The following is a 16,857-nucleotide window of genomic DNA, read 5'->3' on the forward strand; positions in this document are numbered from 1 at the left end:
GCGGGGGCAATGTCAGAGCTGACCCTGACGGTCATGCGGCTAGGTTTCCTAGCTGTCCTGTGGCTATTCGTAATTGTGGCCGTCCAGGTCATCCGCAGCGACCTGTTCGGTACGCGCGTCACGCAACGCGGCTCGCGCCGCGGCAATGCGTCCGACACGCGTACCCAGCAGCAGAACACCGGCGGGGGGCGCCAACAGGCCGCGCCCCCGCAGCAGCAACAACGCCAGCGCCGCGGCGCCCCGACCAAGCTGGTCGTCTCCGAAGGCAGCCTCACCGGAACCACGGTGGCGCTCCAGGGGCAGACCATCACGCTGGGCCGCGCGCACGACTCGACGATCGTGCTGGACGACGACTACGCCTCCAGCAGGCATGCCAGGATCTACCCGGACCGCGACGGCAACTGGATCGTCGAGGACCTGGGATCCACCAACGGCACCTATCTCGACCGGAACCGGCTCACCACGCCGCAACCGATTCCGCTGGGCGCACCGATCCGCATCGGCAAGACCGTCATCGAGCTGCGGAAGTAGTACGACAATGAGCGAGCGGAGCGAGCGAGCCGCAGCGGCCCCGGCACAGGGCCACAGCGCCCTGGCCACGGGCCGGAGCGCGCTCCCGACCGGAGGGTGGGCAGTGTGGCTCGAAACCCGGTGTACCCGGAGCCGACGGGTGAGGTGCGTATGAGTCTGTCCCTGCGCTTCGCCGCCGGATCGCACAAGGGCATGATCCGGGAGGGCAACGAGGACTCCGGCTACGCCGGCCCCCGCCTTCTCGCGATCGCCGACGGCATGGGCGGCCAGGCCGCCGGTGAGGTCGCCTCGTCCGAGGTGATCTCCACGCTGGTCCAGCTCGACGACGACGTGCCCGGGTCGGACATCCTGACCTCCCTGGGCACCGCCGTGCAGCAGGCCAACGACCAGTTGCGCATGATGGTCGAGGAGGACTCCCAGCTGGAGGGGATGGGCACCACGCTCACCGCCTTGCTGTGGACCGGCCGGCGCCTGGGCCTGGTGCACGTCGGGGACTCCCGCGCGTACCTGCTGCGCGACGGCGTCCTCACCCAGATCACGCAGGACCACACCTGGGTGCAGCGCCTCGTCGACGAGGGCCGCATCACCGAGGAGGAAGCCACCACCCACCCGCAGCGCTCCCTGCTGATGCGCGCGCTGGGCAGCGGCGACCACGTGGAACCGGACCTCTCCATCCGTGAGGTCCGGGCCGGTGACCGCTACCTGATCTGCTCCGACGGCCTGTCGGGCGTCGTGTCCCACCAGACGATGGAGGAGACGCTCGCCAGCTACCAGGGCCCGCAGGAGACCGTCCAGCACCTGATCGAGCTGGCGCTGCGCGGCGGCGGTCCCGACAACATCACCTGCATCGTCGCGGACGTGCTGGACGTCGACGGCAACGACACCCTGGCCGGCCGGCTCAACGACACCCCGGTCATCGTCGGCGCCGTCGCGGAGAACCAGATCTCGTCGCACGACAGCGGCGCCATGCAGACCCCGGCGGGCCGGGCGGCCGGCCTCGGCCGTCCCGCGCCCACCCCGCAGCCGCAGCAGCCCTCGGGCAGCTTCGGCCCGGCGGGCAGTGGCAGCGGCGGGTACGGGGGGAGCCTCCCCGACGACACGTTCGACATGTACAACGGCGAGGACTTCGTGAAGTCCCCCGGCCGCAAGTGGCTCAAGAGATCGCTCCTCCTCGTACTCGCGCTGGCCGTCGTCGGCGGCGGTCTGTACGGCGGTTACCGCTGGACGCAGACCCAGTACTACGTCGGCGCCAGCAGCGAGCACGTCGCGCTCTACCGGGGCGTCGACCAGAAACTGCCGTTGGTCTCGCTCTCGAAGATCGAGAAGGACCACCCCGAGATCGAACTCAAGTACCTCCCGGACTTCCAGTCCAAGGAGGTCAAGGACACGCTGCCGGCCGGTGACCTTGCCCAGGCACGCGAGAAGATCGAGAAGCTCGCGCTCCAGGCGTCCGCCTGCAAGAAGAAGTCCGAACAGCGCACGGCGCCGCCGCCGAAGCAGCCGACGACGCCCAAGCCCAGCAAGACGCCGGGCGCCAAGACTCCGCCGACCGCAGCCACACCCACTCCGAGCGCCCCCGCTCCCGGTCCCACCCTCTCCGAGGAAGAGCAGGAACTGGCCTCGCAGTGCGGTAAGCCGGCCACACCGTAGGGGGCCCACACCACCATGAGCGTTGTCACCAACACGACCACCATCGGCGCGATCGAAGCACCGAGCAGGCGCAACACCGAGCTGGTCATGCTCGCGTTCGCCGTCGCCATCCCGGTCTTCGCGTACGCCAACGTGGGACTCGCCAAGGACGGCTCCCTGCCCACGGGCATGCTCGGGTACGGGATCGGGCTCAGCCTCCTGGCCGGCGTCGCGCACCTGATGATGCGCAAGTTCGCCCCGTACGCGGACCCGTTGATGCTGCCCGTGGCGACCCTGCTCAACGGGCTCGGGCTGGTCCTCATCTGGCGCCTCGACCAGGAACCGCTGATCACCACGGCCAAACTCGGCGGGCCGATGGCGGCCAAGCAGCTGATGTGGTCGACCGTCGGTGTCGCGCTCTTCCTGGCTGTCCTGCTGCTCCTGAAGGACCACCGCGTACTGCAGCGCTACACCTACATCTCCATGGTGGTCGCCCTCGTACTGCTGATCCTGCCGATGTTCTTCCCCGGCGTGAACGGCGCGAAGATCTGGATCACCATCCCGGGGCTCGGCTCGCTGCAACCGGGCGAGTTCGCGAAAATCATCATCGCGATCTTCTTCGCCGGCTATCTCATGGTGAAACGGGACGCGCTCGCCCTCGCCAGCCGCCGTTTCATGGGGATGTACCTGCCCCGCGGCCGCGACCTCGGGCCGATCATCGCCATCTGGGCGCTCAGCCTGATGATCCTGATCTTCGAGACCGACCTGGGCACTTCGCTGCTCTTCTTCGGCCTCTTCGTGATCATGTTGTACGTGGCCACGGAGCGCACCAGCTGGGTCGTCTTCGGGCTCTCCCTCAGCGCGGCGGGCGCGGTCGGTGTGGCGTCCTTCGCCAGCCACGTCCAGACCCGTGTCCACAACTGGCTCAACCCGCTGGCCCTCGCGTCCAACGGTGGAGTCACCGAGACCGCCCAGTCGATGTTCTCCTTCGGCTCAGGCGGCCTCTTCGGTTCCGGTCTCGGCCAGGGCTACTCCCGCTTCATCGGCGGCATCGCCCCCAAGAGCGACTACATCCTCGCCACCATCGGCGAGGAGATGGGCCTCACCGGCCTGATGGCGATCATCCTGCTGTACGGGCTGCTCATCGAGCGCGGCATCCGTACGGCGCTGGCCGCCCGTGACCCCTTCGGCAAGCTCCTCGCCATCGGGCTGTCCGGCGCCTTCGCCCTCCAGGTCTTCGTCGTCGCGGGCGGCGTCACCGGCCTCATCCCGCTGACCGGCATGACCATGCCGTTCATTGCCCAGGGCGGTTCCTCCGTGATCGCCAACTGGGCGCTCGTGGCGATCCTGCTGCGTATCAGCGACACCGCGCGGCGCCCCGCGCCCGCCCCCGCCCCGTCCCCCGACGCCGAGATGACCCAGGTGGTCCGACCGTGAACAAGCCCCTGCGCCGGGTCGCAATCTTCTGCGGAATCCTGGTCCTCGCGCTGCTCGTCCGCGTCAACTGGGTCCAGTTCGTCCAGGCCGACGAGCTCAAGAACCACGCTGACAACCGCCGTGTCCTCGTGGAGCGTTACGCCCACCCGCGCGGCGACATCATCGTCGACGGCAAGGCCATCACCGGCTCGACGGTGGCCAAGAGCGGCGACCTGAAGTACAAGCGCACGTACAAGGACGGGGCCATGTGGGCCCCCGTGACGGGCTTCGCCTCCCAGGTCTACGGCGCCACCCAGTTGGAGAACCTCAACGACGGCATCCTCACCGGCACCGACGACCGTCTCTTCTTCGACCGGACCCTCTCGCTGTTCACCGGTGAGGAGAAGAAGGGCGGCAACGTCGTCACCACCCTCAACGGTGACGCGCAGCGCGCCGCCTACGACGGCCTGAAGGGCAAGAAGGGCGCCGTCGCGGCCCTCGACCCGAAGACCGGGAAGATCCTCGCGCTGGCCAGCACCCCCTCGTACGACCCCTCCAAGATCGCGGGCATGGGCGACGACGAGGAGTGGAAGAAGCTCGACAAGAAGGTCAACCCGGACGACATCTCGCTCAACCGGGCGCTGCGCCAGACCTACCCGCCCGGCTCGACGTTCAAGGTCGTCACGGCGGCCGCCGCGCTGGAGCACGGCAAGATCACGGACATCGACGCGCCGACCGACACGCCACTGCCGTGGATCATGCCCGGCACGACGACCCCGCTGCCGAACGAGGGCGACATCCCCTGCAAGAACGCCACGCTGCGCGTCGCCCTGCGGGTGTCCTGCAACACGGTCTTCGGCAAGCTGGGCGCCGACCTCGGCAAGGACCAGATGCGGGAGACTGCGGAGAAGTTCGGCTTCAACAGCGAGCAGTTCACCCCCGTCCGCTCCAACGCGAGTGTCTGGCCCAAGGAGCTCAACGCCTCCCAGACCGCGCTGTCCTCCATCGGCCAGTTCAACACGGCCACCACCCCCCTCCAGATGGCCATGGTCACCTCCGCCATCGCCAACGACGGCAAGCTCATGACGCCGTACATGGTCGACAAGCTGACCGACCCCAACCTGGACGTCATCAAGCAGACCGACCCGGTCGAGATGAGCCAGCCGCTGTCTGCGGACAACGCGCAGAAGGTCCAGCAGATGATGGAGACCGTCGTGAAGGAGGGCACCGGCACCGGCGCCCAGATCGACGGTGTGACCGTCGGCGGCAAGACCGGTACCGCCCAGCACGGCGTGAACAACGAGGGTGACCCGTACGCCTGGTTCATCTCCTACGCCAAGACCGACAAGGGCTCCCCGGTGGCGGTCGCCGTGGTCGTCGAGGACAGTGACGCCGCCCGCGGCGACATCTCCGGTGGCGGTCTCGCGGCGCCGATCGCCAAGAACGTCATGAAGGCAGTGCTCGACCGCGCGAAGTAGGCACGGCCAGGACGGGGGGATGTTTCACGTGAAACATCCCCCCGTGCGCGGGACGTCCGAGATGTTTCACGTGAAACATCGCCGGGCGCTCCGGACGCCCGGGGAGTGACCCCGGTCACCACCCCGTCACATTCGCGCACGTTGACGTACCGGTCGGGTATCAGGTGACGGTCGCGGGCCGACCGGGTGCGGACCGCCCGGTACCGTATGCGCGAACAGCACACCGCCGGACCACGCACGGGTGCGGTCGGGACAGACGGAGAGGGCTGGATTAGCTATGGAAGAGCCGCGTCGCCTCGGCGGCCGGTACGAGCTGGGCTCGGTGCTCGGCCGTGGTGGCATGGCCGAGGTCTACATCGCCCAGGACACCCGGCTCGGCCGCACCGTCGCTGTGAAGACGCTCCGGGTGGACCTCGCCCGCGATCCGTCCTTCCAGGCCCGGTTCCGCCGTGAGGCCCAGTCCTCCGCCTCACTCAACCACCCGGCGATCGTGGCCGTCTACGACACCGGCGAGGACTACGTCGACGGGGTCTCGCTCCCGTACATCGTGATGGAGTACGTCGACGGGTCGACGCTGCGCGAGCTCCTGCACTCCGGTCGCAGGCTGCTTCCCGAGCGCACCCTGGAGATGACGGTCGGGATCCTCCAGGCACTGGAGTACTCGCACCGCGCCCAGATCGTCCACCGGGACATCAAGCCGGCCAACGTCATGCTGACGCGCACCGGCCAGGTCAAGGTCATGGACTTCGGCATCGCCCGCGCCATGGGCGACTCCGGCATGACGATGACCCAGACCGCGGCCGTCATCGGCACCGCCCAGTACCTCTCCCCGGAGCAGGCCAAGGGCGAGCAGGTCGACGCACGGTCCGACCTGTACTCCACCGGCTGTCTGCTCTACGAACTCCTCGCGGTCCGTCCCCCCTTCATCGGGGACTCCCCGGTCGCGGTCGCCTACCAGCACGTACGGGAAGAACCGCAGCCTCCGTCGAACTTCGACCCCGAGATCACGCCCGAGATGGACGCCATCGTCCTCAAGGCCCTGACCAAGGACCCCGACTACCGCTACCAGTCGGCCGACGAGATGCGTGCCGACATCGAGGCCTGTCTGGACGGCCGCCCGGTCGCCGCGACCGCTGCGATGGGCGCGGTCGGCTACGGTGGCTACGACTCGTACGGCAGCAACGACCAGCCCACCACCGCGCTTCGCCAGGCCGGCCAGGGCGGTGGCAGTCAGACGGCGATGATGCCGCCGGTCGGCAGTGGCGGGGACGGCTACGGCAACGGGAAGGGCAGCGGCGGTTATGACGAGCCGACCGGCCGCCGCCGCCAGCAGCCCAAGAAGAGCAACACCTCGACGATCCTGCTCGCCCTGGCCGGCGTTCTGGTCCTCATCGGTGCGGTCCTGATCGGCAACGCCCTGTTCAACAGCAAGAAGGCGCCCGAATCCTTCGATGTGCCCAAGCTCGTCGGGCAGACGTTCGCCGCGGCGCAACGGTCCGCCAGTGCGGTCGATGTGACGCTCTCGCGGACCGACGAACCCTGCAAGGACCAGGAGAAGGGCCTCATCTGTTCGCAGAGCCCCAAGTCCGGGAAGGTCGACAAGGGCGACACCATCACGGTCGTCGTCTCGACCGGCGCCCCCAAGGTCGCGGTCCCCGACGTCGTGGAGCAGAGCGAGCAGCGGGCCACCGAGCGGCTGAAGGACGCGGGCTTCACGCCCAAGGTCAAGCAGGCCGAGTCCGAGAAGACCGAGGGCACGGTCATCGAACAGCTTCCCAAGGGCGGTGAGTCCGCGGAGGAGAACTCCGAGGTCACCATCACCATCGCCAAGAAGAAGACGCTGACCGTCCCGGACCTGACCGGTCAGACCTACGAGGCCGCCGAGGCCACCCTCAAGAACCTCGGGTTCGAGAGCGTGAGCAAGGCCGAGCAGGAGTCCGACCAGCAGCCGAACACCGTTGTCAGCCAGAGCGTGAAGGGCAAGGCGCTGCCGAGTACCGGCATCACCTTGATCGTCGCCAAGGCCAAGCAGCAGGAGCCCCCGCCGCCGGGCGACAACCAGGTGCAGATCCCGGGCGACCTCGCGAACAAGTCCTACGGCGAGGTCAAGGGCATCCTGGAGGGCCTTGAGCTGACCGTCCAGCCCGCTCCCGGAGGCAGCGACAAGGACGACGCCAGGGTCATGTCCGTCAACCCGGGCGGCAACACCATGGTCGCCAAGGGCTCCACGGTGGTCGTGTTCGCCATCGGCGGGGGCGGCGACCACGGCGGCGGTGGCCTGTTCGGCGACTGACCGCCGCACCGGCCCGGCACCAAGATCTTGGGGCCGGGCTGCCACCCGGTGGAACCTCAGCACAGCGAGGAGGGCCCCCGGCACACACCGTGCCGGGGGCCCTCGCACGTACCGCGACGGCAGCCGGTCCGCCCACCCCTGCCGTCCCGGCTCGGGAGCCGGTCCGCCCGGTCCCCGGCGTCTCAACACGTACGCGGCCGCAGCCGGCTGCCCGCCCGGTCCCCAGCGTCCCAACACGTACGCGGCCGCAGCCGGTCCGCCTGCTCCCTACCGTGCCAGCTCTGCCGGCGGCGTCCTCTTCGCGTCCACGCGTTCCGTGCGCTCCAGTTCGCCCCACACCACGTAGCGGTACTTCGACGTGAAGACCGGGGTGCACGTCGTCAGGGTGATGTAGCGGCCGGGCCCTGACCTGCCGGACTCCTTGGGGACCGCGTCCAGCACCTGCACGTTGTACTTCGACGTCTCCGGCAGGGCCGCGTACACCTTGTAGACGTACCAGAGGTCCTTCGTCTCGAAGACGATCGAGTCGCCGTTCTTCAGCTTGTCGATGTTGTGGAACTTCGCCCCGTGCCCGTCGCGGTGCGCGGCCAGCGAGAAGTTGCCCTGCTTCTCCCACGGGAGCGCGGACCTCACCGGATCCGTGTAGTAGCCCGCGACGCCCGCGTTGAGCCCCTCGGTGGCGGTGCCCTTCTTGACGAGCACCTCACCGTTCTTCATCGCCGGTACGTGCAGGAACCCGATGCCGTCCTTGGTGTCCAGGGCGCCCGGCTCGGTGCTCTCCCAGTTGTGCCGCACGTCGTCGCCCTGCCGGCCCGCCTCGCGGTCGGCCAGCACATTGGTCCACCACAGCGAGTACGCCACGAACAGGCCGAGCACCAGCCCCGCGGTGATCAGCAGTTCACCGAAGACACTGACCGCACCCGCGACCCGCCCGCGCGCACGCGAGGCCTGACGCGGGGGCGCCACCTCTGCGTCCGTCCGCTCGTCCTGCCCGGTCCTCGCTGCCACCGCACCGTCCCTCGTGTCCTGGCCCCCGGCCGGCGCCGGGTCCCGGCCGTCCCGGCCGCCTCAGCCGTCGAGTGCCGCCGGCATGCCCTTGCTCCGGGGCCGTTCGTCGACCATCTTGCCCCAGACGATCAGCCGGTAGGTGCTGGTGAATTCCGGGGTGCACGTGGTCAGCGTCAGGTACCTGCCCGGCTTGGTGAAACCGGACCCCCGCGGCACCGGCTGGATGACCGAGACGTTCGACGGCGACGTCTGCGACAGCATCGACACCATCTCGTACGTGTAGAACGCGTCCTGCGTCTCCACGACGATCTTGTCGCCCTTCAGCAGCCGGTTGACGTAACGGAACGGTTCTCCGTGCGTGTTGCGGTGCCCCGCCACGGCGAAGTTCCCCTGCTTGTCGCCCGGCATCGCCGTCTTCAGTTTGCCGTCCGCGTAGTGCCCGACCATGCCCCGGTCCAGCACCTTGTGCTTGTCGATGCCCTCGGCCACCGGAACCTTCACGTCCAGCTTCGGGATGTGCATGATCGCGAAACCCTGGCCCGGCTCGAACACCCCGGCAGCCTTCGGCTTCGCTCCGCCCTTCGCCCAACCGTCCTGGAGGCTGTGCGTGGCCCCGTCGGCCTGCATCCCGGCCCGGACGTTGGTCCACCACAGCTGGTACGTCACGAACAGCAGCATCACCACGCCGAAGGTGATGAACAGTTCCCCGACGAACCGGCTGACGACGACTCCCGCGCCCTCCTTGCGCGCCGGAGCACCGGCCCTGGCCCCCCGGCGGCGCGCGGCACGGCCTCCGGGCTCGGGCTCGGGCTCGCGGGCGGGCTCCGGGCCGGGCTCCGGATCCACCGAGGGCCCGGACGCGTGCTCGGACGCCGCCTCGGAATCGGACCCGACTATTCGGCGCCCGTCGGCGGCCCGGCCGATCGTCGGAATGGCGAAGGTCTCGTCGTTCGCGGGCTGTTCCGCGGCGTAGGCCCGGGGCGGGGCGTACGTCCGCGGCCCGGAGGGCGCGTAGGACTCCGGCTCCGCGTACGCCTCGTATGCCTCAGGTGCCTCGGGCTGTCCGTGAAACACCGGAGGCTGCGACTGCGGCTGTACATAGGTTTCGGGCGCCGGCACATAGGTTTCGGGCGCCGGCACGTAGGTATCGCGCACGGGCACGTAGGTTCCGGGTGTCGGCACGTAGTCCTGCCCGGCGGCCGGAGGCACTTGCGTGCCGTACCAGTCGCGCCGGTAGCCCTCGGGGTCGTACCACTCCTCGGGCTGGGCCTGCGGGTGGAACGGGGGCTGTGCCTGGGGCTGCGGGTACTGACGCTGCGTCTGTTGGTACGGCTGCGGATACGGGGGCGGCTGTACGGCCCCCTGCTGCCCCGCGTACGGGTCGTACGCCCCGTGGGCCCCCGGGGCCCCGCCAGGCTGCTCCTGGCCCGGCAGCGGGTCGTTCAGCGGGTCCGCGAGCCGGTCCACCGCCGCGCCCAGGCCGTCCGTCCCGAACTCGTCCTGGCCGCCGTACTGCTGCGCCCCGTACGCCTGCTGCTGCCGGTCGTCGTACCCGTACGCATACTCCTGGGGCGCGCCGTACCCGGCGGCGTCGTGTTCGGGGCGGAGCGCCGTCACGCGGCGGCCTTACCCGCACCCACCACCGGAGCCAACCCCACCGACCGCCCCACAGCCTCGGTGTCGCCGCACTGGACGAGCCAGTTGGCCAGCATCAGGTGCCCCCACTCGGTGAGTACCGACTCAGGATGGAACTGCACGCCCTCGACCGGGAGATCGCGGTGCCGCAGTCCCATCACGATCCCGTCGGCGGTCCGCGCGGTCACCTCCAGCTCGGAAGGAACGGACGCCGGTTCCGCCGCGAGGGAGTGGTAGCGAGTCGCGGTGAAGGGCGACGGCAGCCCGGCGAACACCCCGGCGCCCTCGTGCAGCACCGGTGACGTCTTGCCGTGCAGCAGCTCCGGGGCCCGGCCGACGACGCCGCCGTACGCCACCGCCATCGACTGCATCCCGAGACAGACGCCGAAGACCGGAACTCCGCTCTGCGCACAGTGCCTGACCATGTCGACGCAGACGCCCGCCTGCTCCGGCGCGCCGGGCCCGGGGGACAGCAGCACGCCGTCGAAGCCGTCCTGGGCGTGTTCCGGCCCGACCTCGTCGTTGCGGAGCACCTCGCACTCGGCGCCCAGTTGGTAGAGGTACTGGACCAGGTTGAAGACGAAGCTGTCGTAGTTGTCGACGACCAGAATGCGCGCGCTCATGAGCCGTTCGTCCCGTTCTTTCCGTCGACCGTCACGTCACCGAACGGCAGCAGGGGCTCCGCCCACGGGAAGACGTACTGGAACAGCACGTACACCACCGCGAGGATCAGCAGGAGCGAGAGGAATGCCCGCACCCACGCGTTGCCCGGCAGATGCCGCCAGATCCAGCCGTACATGCTGCCCCTTCCCATTCGGTCGTGACCCAGACTAAAGGGCGGCGGCAACCAGGTGGGGTCAGCCGGTCAAAGCCGGGGGCGCGCCCTCGCCCACGGGCCGTGTCGCGTCGAGATGTGCCCAGGCGACCAGCCGGTGGCTGCTGCCCCACTCGGGGTCGCAGGTGGTGAGCGTGAGGTAGCGTCCGGGCCCGTCGAAGCCCGCCTTGCGCGGCACCGGGTCCACCACCCCGATGTCGCTGGGCACCGTCAGGTACGGCTTCCGGTGGATGCGGTACGTGAACCAGGTCGTGCCGTCGTTGAGCACCACCGCGTCCCCGGGGCGCAGCCTGGGAAAGTCCTTGAAGGGGTCGCCGTAGGTCCTGCGGTGTCCCGCGACGGAGAAGTTGCCGCTCTCGCCGAGGCGCGCGGTGCCCGCGTAGTGGCCGAGGCCCTTTTTCAGCGTCCCGGTGGCGGTGCCCTCCAGCACGGGCCAGTCCCACTTCTTGCCGAACCGGGGCACGTACATGACGGCGAAGGGTTTTCCTTCGCGGTACGGGGGTGCGGCGGCCTCGGGAGATCCGGTGGGCGCGGGGGCGGCCGGGGCGGCGGCGGGCGGCCGGTGTGCCCATTCGTCCCGCAGGGCGTCGATCTGCCCGTCGGAGGCCCCGGAGGCCTGCACCCCGGTCCACAGGAGCACGTAGACGACGAACAGGACGATCAGGGCGCCGACGGTGATGCACAGTTCGCTGAAGGTCCTGACGACCAGTCGCACCGACACAAGGACGCCCCTCCCGAGCCCCGTGCCCGCGCCGCTGTCGCCGCTATTGCACGGGCTTCGCGTAGTGGAGATCCACTGTGCCCGAGTAGCCGGGCAGAGTCATCGCCTCGTGCTCGTCAACTTTCCACCCGAGCCCGTAAGCCTTGACGTACAGCTGGTAGTTCTGCAGCGCGGGGGAGGCGGTGAGCGCCTTCTTGAGGCTGCCGCGGTCGCCCACAGCGGTGACGGTGTACGGCGGCGAGTAGACACGGCCCTGGAGGATCAGGGTGTTGCCGACGCAGCGGACGGCGCTGGTGGAGATGAGGCGCTGGTCCATGATCTGGATGCCCTGGGCGCCGCCCTGCCACAGCGCGTTGACGACGGCCTGGAGGTCCTGCTGGTGGATGACCAGGTCGTTGGGGTGCGGCTTGGGGTAGCCGGGGCTGGCGGTGGCTCCCGGCGGCGCGTCGTTGAGGGTGACGGTGAGGGCCTGGCCGTTGAGTTTCCTGGAACCGGCGGCCTGTTCCAGGGCGCCGAGCTTGGCGTCCTCGGCACGGGTGCTGCCGTCGTCCCGCTGGGCGAGCGCGTCGACGTCGTTGCGGACGGCGCCGGTGGACTTCTCCAGCTCCTTGTTCTTCTCGCTGCGCTGGCGGGTGAGGTCGGAGAGCTTCAGCAGCGAGTCGTCGGTGCGGATGTTGGTGCCCTTGGCGGTGTTGAAGCTCGTGACGAAGATGAGACCGGCGAGGGCGAAGACCGCGGCGGTGAGCAGACGTACGGGGCGCAGCGCGGGGCGCCGCGGCGAGGACCCGTTCGTGGGACGGTCGGCGGGCGGATCCGTGGGTCCCTCCGAGGGGCGGACCGTGGGCTTCTCGGTGGGCCGTACCGTGGACTCGTCCGGGGAGTCGGCAGAATTGCTCATACCCTTATCTCCTTCGACGCCGCGGAAGCACTACGCTAACGGACGCCCGGGGGAGGCAGTGTTTCCCCTGATGGCTCCCGCCTGCCCCCTTGGCGTCATGCCACAGTTCTCTGCGCGGTAACGCAGCGCATCGACAGGAGAGTCCCTCGTGCCGAAGTCACGTATCCGCAAGAAGGCCGATTTCACGCCTCCGCCCGCTGCGAAGCAGGCGACCGCGATCAAGCTGACGAGCCGCAGCTGGGTGGCGCCGGTGATGCTGGCGCTGTTCCTCATCGGTCTCGCCTGGATCGTGCTGTTCTACGTGACCGAGGGCGATCTGCCGATCGAGAGCCTGGCGAACTGGAACATCGTGGTCGGCTTCGGCTTCATCGCCGCCGGCTTCGGTGTCTCCACGCAGTGGAAGTAGAGGCACCTCGCGGGCCTGTTCCGCAAGCACTGCCCAGAACTGTCCACAGCGTTATCCACACCTGAGGAAAAGTTACGACGATCTGTGGATAACTCTCACGCCGTTGACGCCGGTGTGATCGCGTCCACACCCCGCACCACGCTGCTGCCCCTTGTCCTGGCTGGGAAAACCCGGCTCAGCTACAAGGGGCTCAGTTGTTCCCACGGCTGCCCACAGAATGCACAGCTCTGGCCACGCGCTGTGGACAACGTACGAAGACCGGGTCGAAAGTCCCGTCCCGGGCCACCTCAGACCGTGAGCGTGGCCGTTCTGACCAGCACCGTCACCAGGACCAGGACGAAGACCAGGCCGAAGGCCCCATACTGCACGAGGCTGCGCCTCTGCGGCGGCGCTGCGACCAGACCGAGCGCCAGCAGCACACCCGCGACGAGACCGCCGATGTGAGCCTGCCAGGCGATGTTGCTGCCGCCGAAGGTGAAGATCAGGTTGATCACGAGCAGGGCGATGACGGGACGCATGTCGTAGTTCATGCGCTTCATCAGGACCGCGGTGGCACCGAGCAGTCCGAAGATCGCCCCGGAGGCGCCGAGCGAGGGCTGGTCGGGTGCGGCGACTGCATAGGTGAGGGCGCTGCCCGCGAGTCCGGAGAGCAGATAGAGGGCGATGAACCTGGCCCGCCCCAGCGCCGCCTCCAGCGGGCCGCCGAGCCACCACAGACCCAGCATGTTGAAGGCGATGTGCCAGATCTCCTTGTGCAGGAACATCGAGGTGACCAGCCGGTACCACTCGCCCGCCGCGACGCCCTGGAAGACGAAGTCCGGTGGGGCCGGCCAGGCGCCGAGCAGGAAGAAGTCGGTGACGATCCGGTCGCCGGTGCCGGGGACGAGCACCAGGGCGAATACCGCCAGGTTCAGCCCGACGAGGATCTTGGTGACCAGCCGGGGGTCGCCGCCGCGGACGGCGGTGCCGGCGATGTTCCGCGGCTGGTTCGCGGTGGGCGCGTGTCCCGTCCCCGACCCGCTCCGTACACAGTCGGGGCACTGGAAGCCGACGGAGGCATCGACCATGCAGTCGGTGCAGATCGGCTTCTCGCAACGGGTGCACCGGATTCCGGTCTCCCGGTCGGGGTGCCTGTAGCAGTGCGGAATCGAGCCGCCCGCGTCGGCGGGCTGCGGGTCCGGGCTTTTCGGCGGCTGGTCCATGCCGTCCATTGTCACGATGTCAGCGCGTGCGGACGACGACTGTCTCCAGAACGATGTCTTCCACCGGGCGCTCGGTGCGCGGGTGGCGCTCCGCGCGGGCGATGGAATCGACGACCTTCTTGCTGTCCGCGTCGACGACCTCGCCGAAAATGGTGTGCTTGCGGTTGAGCATGACGGTCGGCTCGACGGTGATGAAGAACTGTGAACCGTTGGTTGCGGGGCCGGCGTTGGCCATCGCCAGCAGGTACGGCTTGTCGAAACTCAGCTCGGGGTGGAACTCGTCGGCGAACTCGTAGCCGGGGCCGCCCATGCCGTTCCCGAGGGGATCGCCGCCCTGGATCATGAACCCGCTGATCACCCGGTGGAAGACCGTGCCGTCGTACAGCTTGTCCGTGGTCTTCTCGCCGGTTTCCGGGTTCGTCCACTCACGCTCACCCCGGGCGAGCTCGACGAAGTTGCGGACCGTCCTGGGGGCGTGGTTCGGCAGCAGCCGGATCTCGATGTCGCCCCGGCTGGTCCTGAGGGTGGCGTAAAGCTGCTCGGCCACGAATCTGCCTTCCGCTGGGTCCTGAGGCCCGCCGAGTGGTGGGGCGGGCGTGCGCCGATCCTCGCACGAGCCCCGCTGTGACCGGCCCGGCGACCGGCCTTCTTCGGACGAGTCCGCCCAGAACCGGGGCGACCGGGCGGGAAGCGTGGCATTGTCGTGCACAGTTCCCGTTGCACCATATTTGCCCCATGATCTTCATTCATGACCCGGATGCCCGTCCGCGCATGCCACAAGTGCCTGTGACGGGCATGATTTTGGTTCGGGTGGAAAGGCGCATCAAAGAAGCGCCACCGAGGAGGAGGATTTCCGTGACCCGTAAGGACAGCGTGCGCAGCGCGACCGGTACGGCGAAGGACAGCGTGCGACACGCCGCCGAAGTGGTGGCGCCCTACGCGGGCACGGCCAAGGACACGGCCGTGCACTACGCGCACGAAGCCCGGACACGGCTCGCGCCGCGGGTTTCGCACGCCACCCAGCAGGCGGCCGAACAGGCTCGCGCCCAGTACGGGGCGCATCTCGCGCCCGCCATCGAGCAGGCGCGCACCCATGTTCCGGCCCGGGTGGACGAGGCGGCGCACAGGGCGGCTGTCATGACCAGGAAGGCCGCCAAGCAGGCGGCGGACTACACCGTGCCGCGGGTCGAGCACGCGGTGGCGGCAGCACAGCCGGTACGGGACGAGGCGGCGGCCCGCAGCACGGCCGCGCTCGCCGCACTGCGCGGACAGGTCTCCCCCAAGGAGGTCCAGAAGCTGGTGCGCAAACACGAGCGCCGGGCGCGTTCCGGGCGGCTCGCCAAGCGTCTCGCAGTACTGGGTGTGCTGGCGGGCGGCGCTTTCGCCGCCTGGAAGTGGTGGGACAAGCAGGCCAACCCGGACTGGCTGGTGGAGCCCCCGCCCGCCACCGAGGTCCACGACCGCACGCCGCTGACCTCGGTCGACGGCAGCGGCCAGGACGTCCTCGACCCCGAGGTCCAGGCCAAGCAGGCCGAGGCCGAGGCAGCGGACCCGAAGGACCACTGACCGGCAGCCTGCGTACCGGTACGAAAAAGACCCCCTGACCTGCTAAGCAGCAGGTCAGGGGGTCTTTTGCTGTGGAGCCTAGGAGAGTCGAACCCGAAATTGTTACCTCTCTGACCTGCGGAAACGCCGGAGAATCGGACATTAGGCCCTGTTTCCATCCTCCTGCGTCCTGCTCTATCCGCCTCGATCAGGCTCCCGTGCTGACACGTCAGCACGGGTCCGGCACACGTTGCTGAAGGAAATCTCCAGCTCCGATCAAGCCCTTAGACACCTTGCCATACAGGAGATAGGCGTGCCGACCGGCGTAACTTGCGCCAGCAAAGTGCTGCCGAACGCCCGCAAGCGGTCCGTTGGCGTCAGCACGGGCCCTTGGCCGCCCTGTGGTCAGTGGCCCGGCACCAGTTCCCTCGTCGGACTCGGGACGCCGAGATCCGTCAAGGGCTGCGTACTCGTTGCCACGTCAACGCGATGCGATCTCGCGTATGAGGCCAAGGCCAAAGAGAACTTCGGCTCGCTGATCGTGCTCTGAGCCACTGCCGCAAGGTAGCGCAGCAGCCTCGGCGTGACTCTCATCCTCCCTTGAAGCAGCCGGAGATTGGCGATGCCGCACTCCGCCTCCAGCCGGATCGTCTCCTCTCGGTCAGGCTTCTCGACCAGCCCTACCATCCTCTGCACGGGGCCCTCGCCGGTGCAGAGGATCACTCCGTGGCTGCTTGCCGCGCTGGCGTCAAAGGGTGCGGCCAGAACCGCCGGGACCGCTGACGGGGTCGCTGTGACGAGCGCGGACAGCGCTGTATGGGTGGGGTCCACGTTGTCAGCAAAGACCACGTAGAACTCCCCGGTGCGCAAGTGTTCGGAACCGTTCAACACGGACGTGACATCGGCGTATCGGCCGCGTTGGGCGATGAAGTCGACTTGCAGGTGGTCGGCGGCTCGGGGCTGAGCAGGAAGCTGGTTCGTGAGGCTCCGGTAGCGGGCCAAAGCCCCTGGAGCGAGGACCTGGCGGGTCCAGTCGATCAGCGGCGTGTAGTACGGGTGGTGGACTACCACGGCGCGATCACTCCCGATGGCAGCGACCTCATCCACGATGTGCGCGAGGCCCGGCCGGCCCCAGACAGGCCGCAGCTCCTTGGGCAGGTACGGTGACCAACTGCCTACGCGGGTGCCCAATCCACCGGCGGCGATCACCACCGGTGGCGCGGCAGAGGTTGACGGCCGTTTCATCGGTGTCCCCTTCGG

Annotated in this window: 16 protein-coding genes; 7 read left to right on the plus strand and 9 right to left on the minus strand. The window is 68.8% G+C overall.

Features of this window, described 5'->3' with window-relative positions; all coding sequences use genetic code 11:
• Positions 1–9 precede the first annotated feature (9 nt).
• The 5 genes from ACIQM4_RS11165 to pknB all read left to right on the plus strand — a co-directional run bounded on the left by ACIQM4_RS11165 (position 10) and on the right by pknB (position 7,347).
• On the plus strand, positions 10–531 hold the full coding sequence (locus ACIQM4_RS11165; protein ID WP_401589209.1) for an FHA domain-containing protein: 522 nt from the start codon (positions 10–12) through the stop codon (positions 529–531).
• A 150-nt stretch (positions 532–681) separates the two neighbouring features.
• Positions 682–2,181 (plus strand): Stp1/IreP family PP2C-type Ser/Thr phosphatase, encoded by a 1,500-nt coding sequence (locus tag ACIQM4_RS11170; protein WP_401589211.1) that lies wholly within the window; start codon positions 682–684, stop codon positions 2,179–2,181.
• Positions 2,182–2,196: 15 nt separating this feature from the next.
• Complete coding sequence (locus ACIQM4_RS11175) at positions 2,197–3,597, plus strand: FtsW/RodA/SpoVE family cell cycle protein (RefSeq protein WP_401589214.1); 1,401 nt, start codon at positions 2,197–2,199, stop codon at positions 3,595–3,597.
• Positions 3,594–5,054: a peptidoglycan D,D-transpeptidase FtsI family protein gene (locus tag ACIQM4_RS11180; RefSeq protein WP_401589217.1), complete on the plus strand. Its 1,461-nt coding sequence runs from the start codon at positions 3,594–3,596 to the stop codon at positions 5,052–5,054. Before ACIQM4_RS11175 ends, ACIQM4_RS11180 begins: the two co-directional genes overlap by 4 nt.
• A 277-nt stretch (positions 5,055–5,331) precedes the next feature.
• Positions 5,332–7,347, plus strand: coding sequence for a Stk1 family PASTA domain-containing Ser/Thr kinase (gene pknB, locus ACIQM4_RS11185; RefSeq protein WP_401589219.1), 2,016 nt, complete (start codon positions 5,332–5,334; stop codon positions 7,345–7,347).
• Positions 7,348–7,614: 267 nt separating this feature from the next.
• On the opposite strand, the gene ACIQM4_RS11190 is transcribed toward pknB, so the two are convergent.
• Genes ACIQM4_RS11190 through ACIQM4_RS11215 form a run of 6 tightly spaced genes read right to left on the minus strand, consistent with a single transcriptional unit; the run spans position 7,615 to position 12,444 of the window.
• On the minus strand, positions 7,615–8,355 hold the full coding sequence (locus ACIQM4_RS11190; protein WP_401589222.1) for a class E sortase: 741 nt from the start codon (positions 8,353–8,355) through the stop codon (positions 7,615–7,617).
• Positions 8,356–8,415: 60 nt separating this feature from the next.
• Positions 8,416–9,972, minus strand: a complete 1,557-nt coding sequence (locus ACIQM4_RS11195; RefSeq protein WP_401589225.1) for a class E sortase — start codon at positions 9,970–9,972, stop codon at positions 8,416–8,418.
• Positions 9,969–10,613 carry an aminodeoxychorismate/anthranilate synthase component II gene (locus tag ACIQM4_RS11200; RefSeq protein ID WP_401589228.1) on the minus strand — a complete coding sequence of 215 codons (645 nt, stop codon included), beginning with the start codon at positions 10,611–10,613 and terminating at the stop codon, positions 9,969–9,971. The genes ACIQM4_RS11195 and ACIQM4_RS11200 overlap by 4 nt, the downstream gene beginning before the upstream one ends.
• Complete coding sequence (locus ACIQM4_RS11205; RefSeq protein WP_401590130.1) at positions 10,610–10,789, minus strand: hypothetical protein; 180 nt, start codon at positions 10,787–10,789, stop codon at positions 10,610–10,612. The genes ACIQM4_RS11200 and ACIQM4_RS11205 overlap by 4 nt, the downstream gene beginning before the upstream one ends.
• A 58-nt stretch (positions 10,790–10,847) precedes the next feature.
• On the minus strand, positions 10,848–11,546 hold the full coding sequence (locus ACIQM4_RS11210; protein WP_401589231.1) for a class E sortase: 699 nt from the start codon (positions 11,544–11,546) through the stop codon (positions 10,848–10,850).
• 43 nt (positions 11,547–11,589) lie between these two features.
• Positions 11,590–12,444, minus strand: a complete 855-nt coding sequence (locus tag ACIQM4_RS11215; protein ID WP_401589234.1) for a DUF881 domain-containing protein — start codon at positions 12,442–12,444, stop codon at positions 11,590–11,592.
• Between the two features lie 148 nt (positions 12,445–12,592).
• Here ACIQM4_RS11215 and crgA point away from each other — a divergent pair, with 148 nt between their 5' ends.
• Positions 12,593–12,850, plus strand: coding sequence for a cell division protein CrgA (gene crgA / locus ACIQM4_RS11220; protein WP_401589236.1), 258 nt, complete (start codon positions 12,593–12,595; stop codon positions 12,848–12,850).
• 287 nt (positions 12,851–13,137) lie between these two features.
• Here the strand turns inward: crgA and ACIQM4_RS11225 are convergent, their stop codons facing one another.
• Both ACIQM4_RS11225 and ACIQM4_RS11230 read right to left on the minus strand, forming a co-directional pair.
• Positions 13,138–14,052: a rhomboid family intramembrane serine protease gene (locus tag ACIQM4_RS11225; protein WP_401589239.1), complete on the minus strand. Its 915-nt coding sequence runs from the start codon at positions 14,050–14,052 to the stop codon at positions 13,138–13,140.
• 19 nt (positions 14,053–14,071) lie between these two features.
• On the minus strand, positions 14,072–14,599 hold the full coding sequence (locus ACIQM4_RS11230) for a peptidylprolyl isomerase (protein WP_401589242.1): 528 nt from the start codon (positions 14,597–14,599) through the stop codon (positions 14,072–14,074).
• Positions 14,600–14,907: 308 nt separating this feature from the next.
• On the opposite strand from ACIQM4_RS11230, the gene ACIQM4_RS11235 reads away from it, so the two are divergent.
• A complete protein-coding gene (locus tag ACIQM4_RS11235; protein ID WP_401589244.1) occupies positions 14,908–15,618 on the plus strand; it encodes a DUF5324 family protein in 711 nt (236 codons plus the stop codon).
• A gap of 384 nt (positions 15,619–16,002) precedes the next feature.
• Here the strand turns inward: ACIQM4_RS11235 and ACIQM4_RS11240 are convergent, their stop codons facing one another.
• A complete protein-coding gene (locus ACIQM4_RS11240; protein ID WP_401589247.1) occupies positions 16,003–16,842 on the minus strand; it encodes a sugar phosphate nucleotidyltransferase in 840 nt (279 codons plus the stop codon).
• Between the last annotated feature and the right edge of the window lie 15 nt (positions 16,843–16,857).

This window comes from Streptomyces sp. NPDC091272, assembly GCF_044757485.1.
GTDB lineage: Bacteria > Actinomycetota > Actinomycetes > Streptomycetales > Streptomycetaceae > Streptomyces.

Bases quoted from the DNA above. Each gene is read 5' to 3' on its own strand.
- ACIQM4_RS11225 (WP_401589239.1), bottom strand. From the start codon at position 14,052: ATGGACCAGCCGCCGAAAAGCCCGGACCCGCAGCCCGCCGACGCGGGC.
- ACIQM4_RS11215 (WP_401589234.1), bottom strand. From the start codon at position 12,444: ATGAGCAATTCTGCCGACTCCCCGGACGAGTCCACGGTACGGCCCACC.
- ACIQM4_RS11170 (WP_401589211.1), top strand. From the start codon at position 682: ATGAGTCTGTCCCTGCGCTTCGCCGCCGGATCGCACAAGGGCATGATC.
- ACIQM4_RS11240 (WP_401589247.1), bottom strand. From the start codon at position 16,842: ATGAAACGGCCGTCAACCTCTGCCGCGCCACCGGTGGTGATCGCCGCC.
- pknB (WP_401589219.1), top strand. From the start codon at position 5,332: ATGGAAGAGCCGCGTCGCCTCGGCGGCCGGTACGAGCTGGGCTCGGTG.
- ACIQM4_RS11205 (WP_401590130.1), bottom strand. From the start codon at position 10,789: ATGTACGGCTGGATCTGGCGGCATCTGCCGGGCAACGCGTGGGTGCGG.
- ACIQM4_RS11165 (WP_401589209.1), top strand. From the start codon at position 10: ATGTCAGAGCTGACCCTGACGGTCATGCGGCTAGGTTTCCTAGCTGTC.
- ACIQM4_RS11200 (WP_401589228.1), bottom strand. From the start codon at position 10,613: ATGAGCGCGCGCATTCTGGTCGTCGACAACTACGACAGCTTCGTCTTC.
- ACIQM4_RS11175 (WP_401589214.1), top strand. From the start codon at position 2,197: ATGAGCGTTGTCACCAACACGACCACCATCGGCGCGATCGAAGCACCG.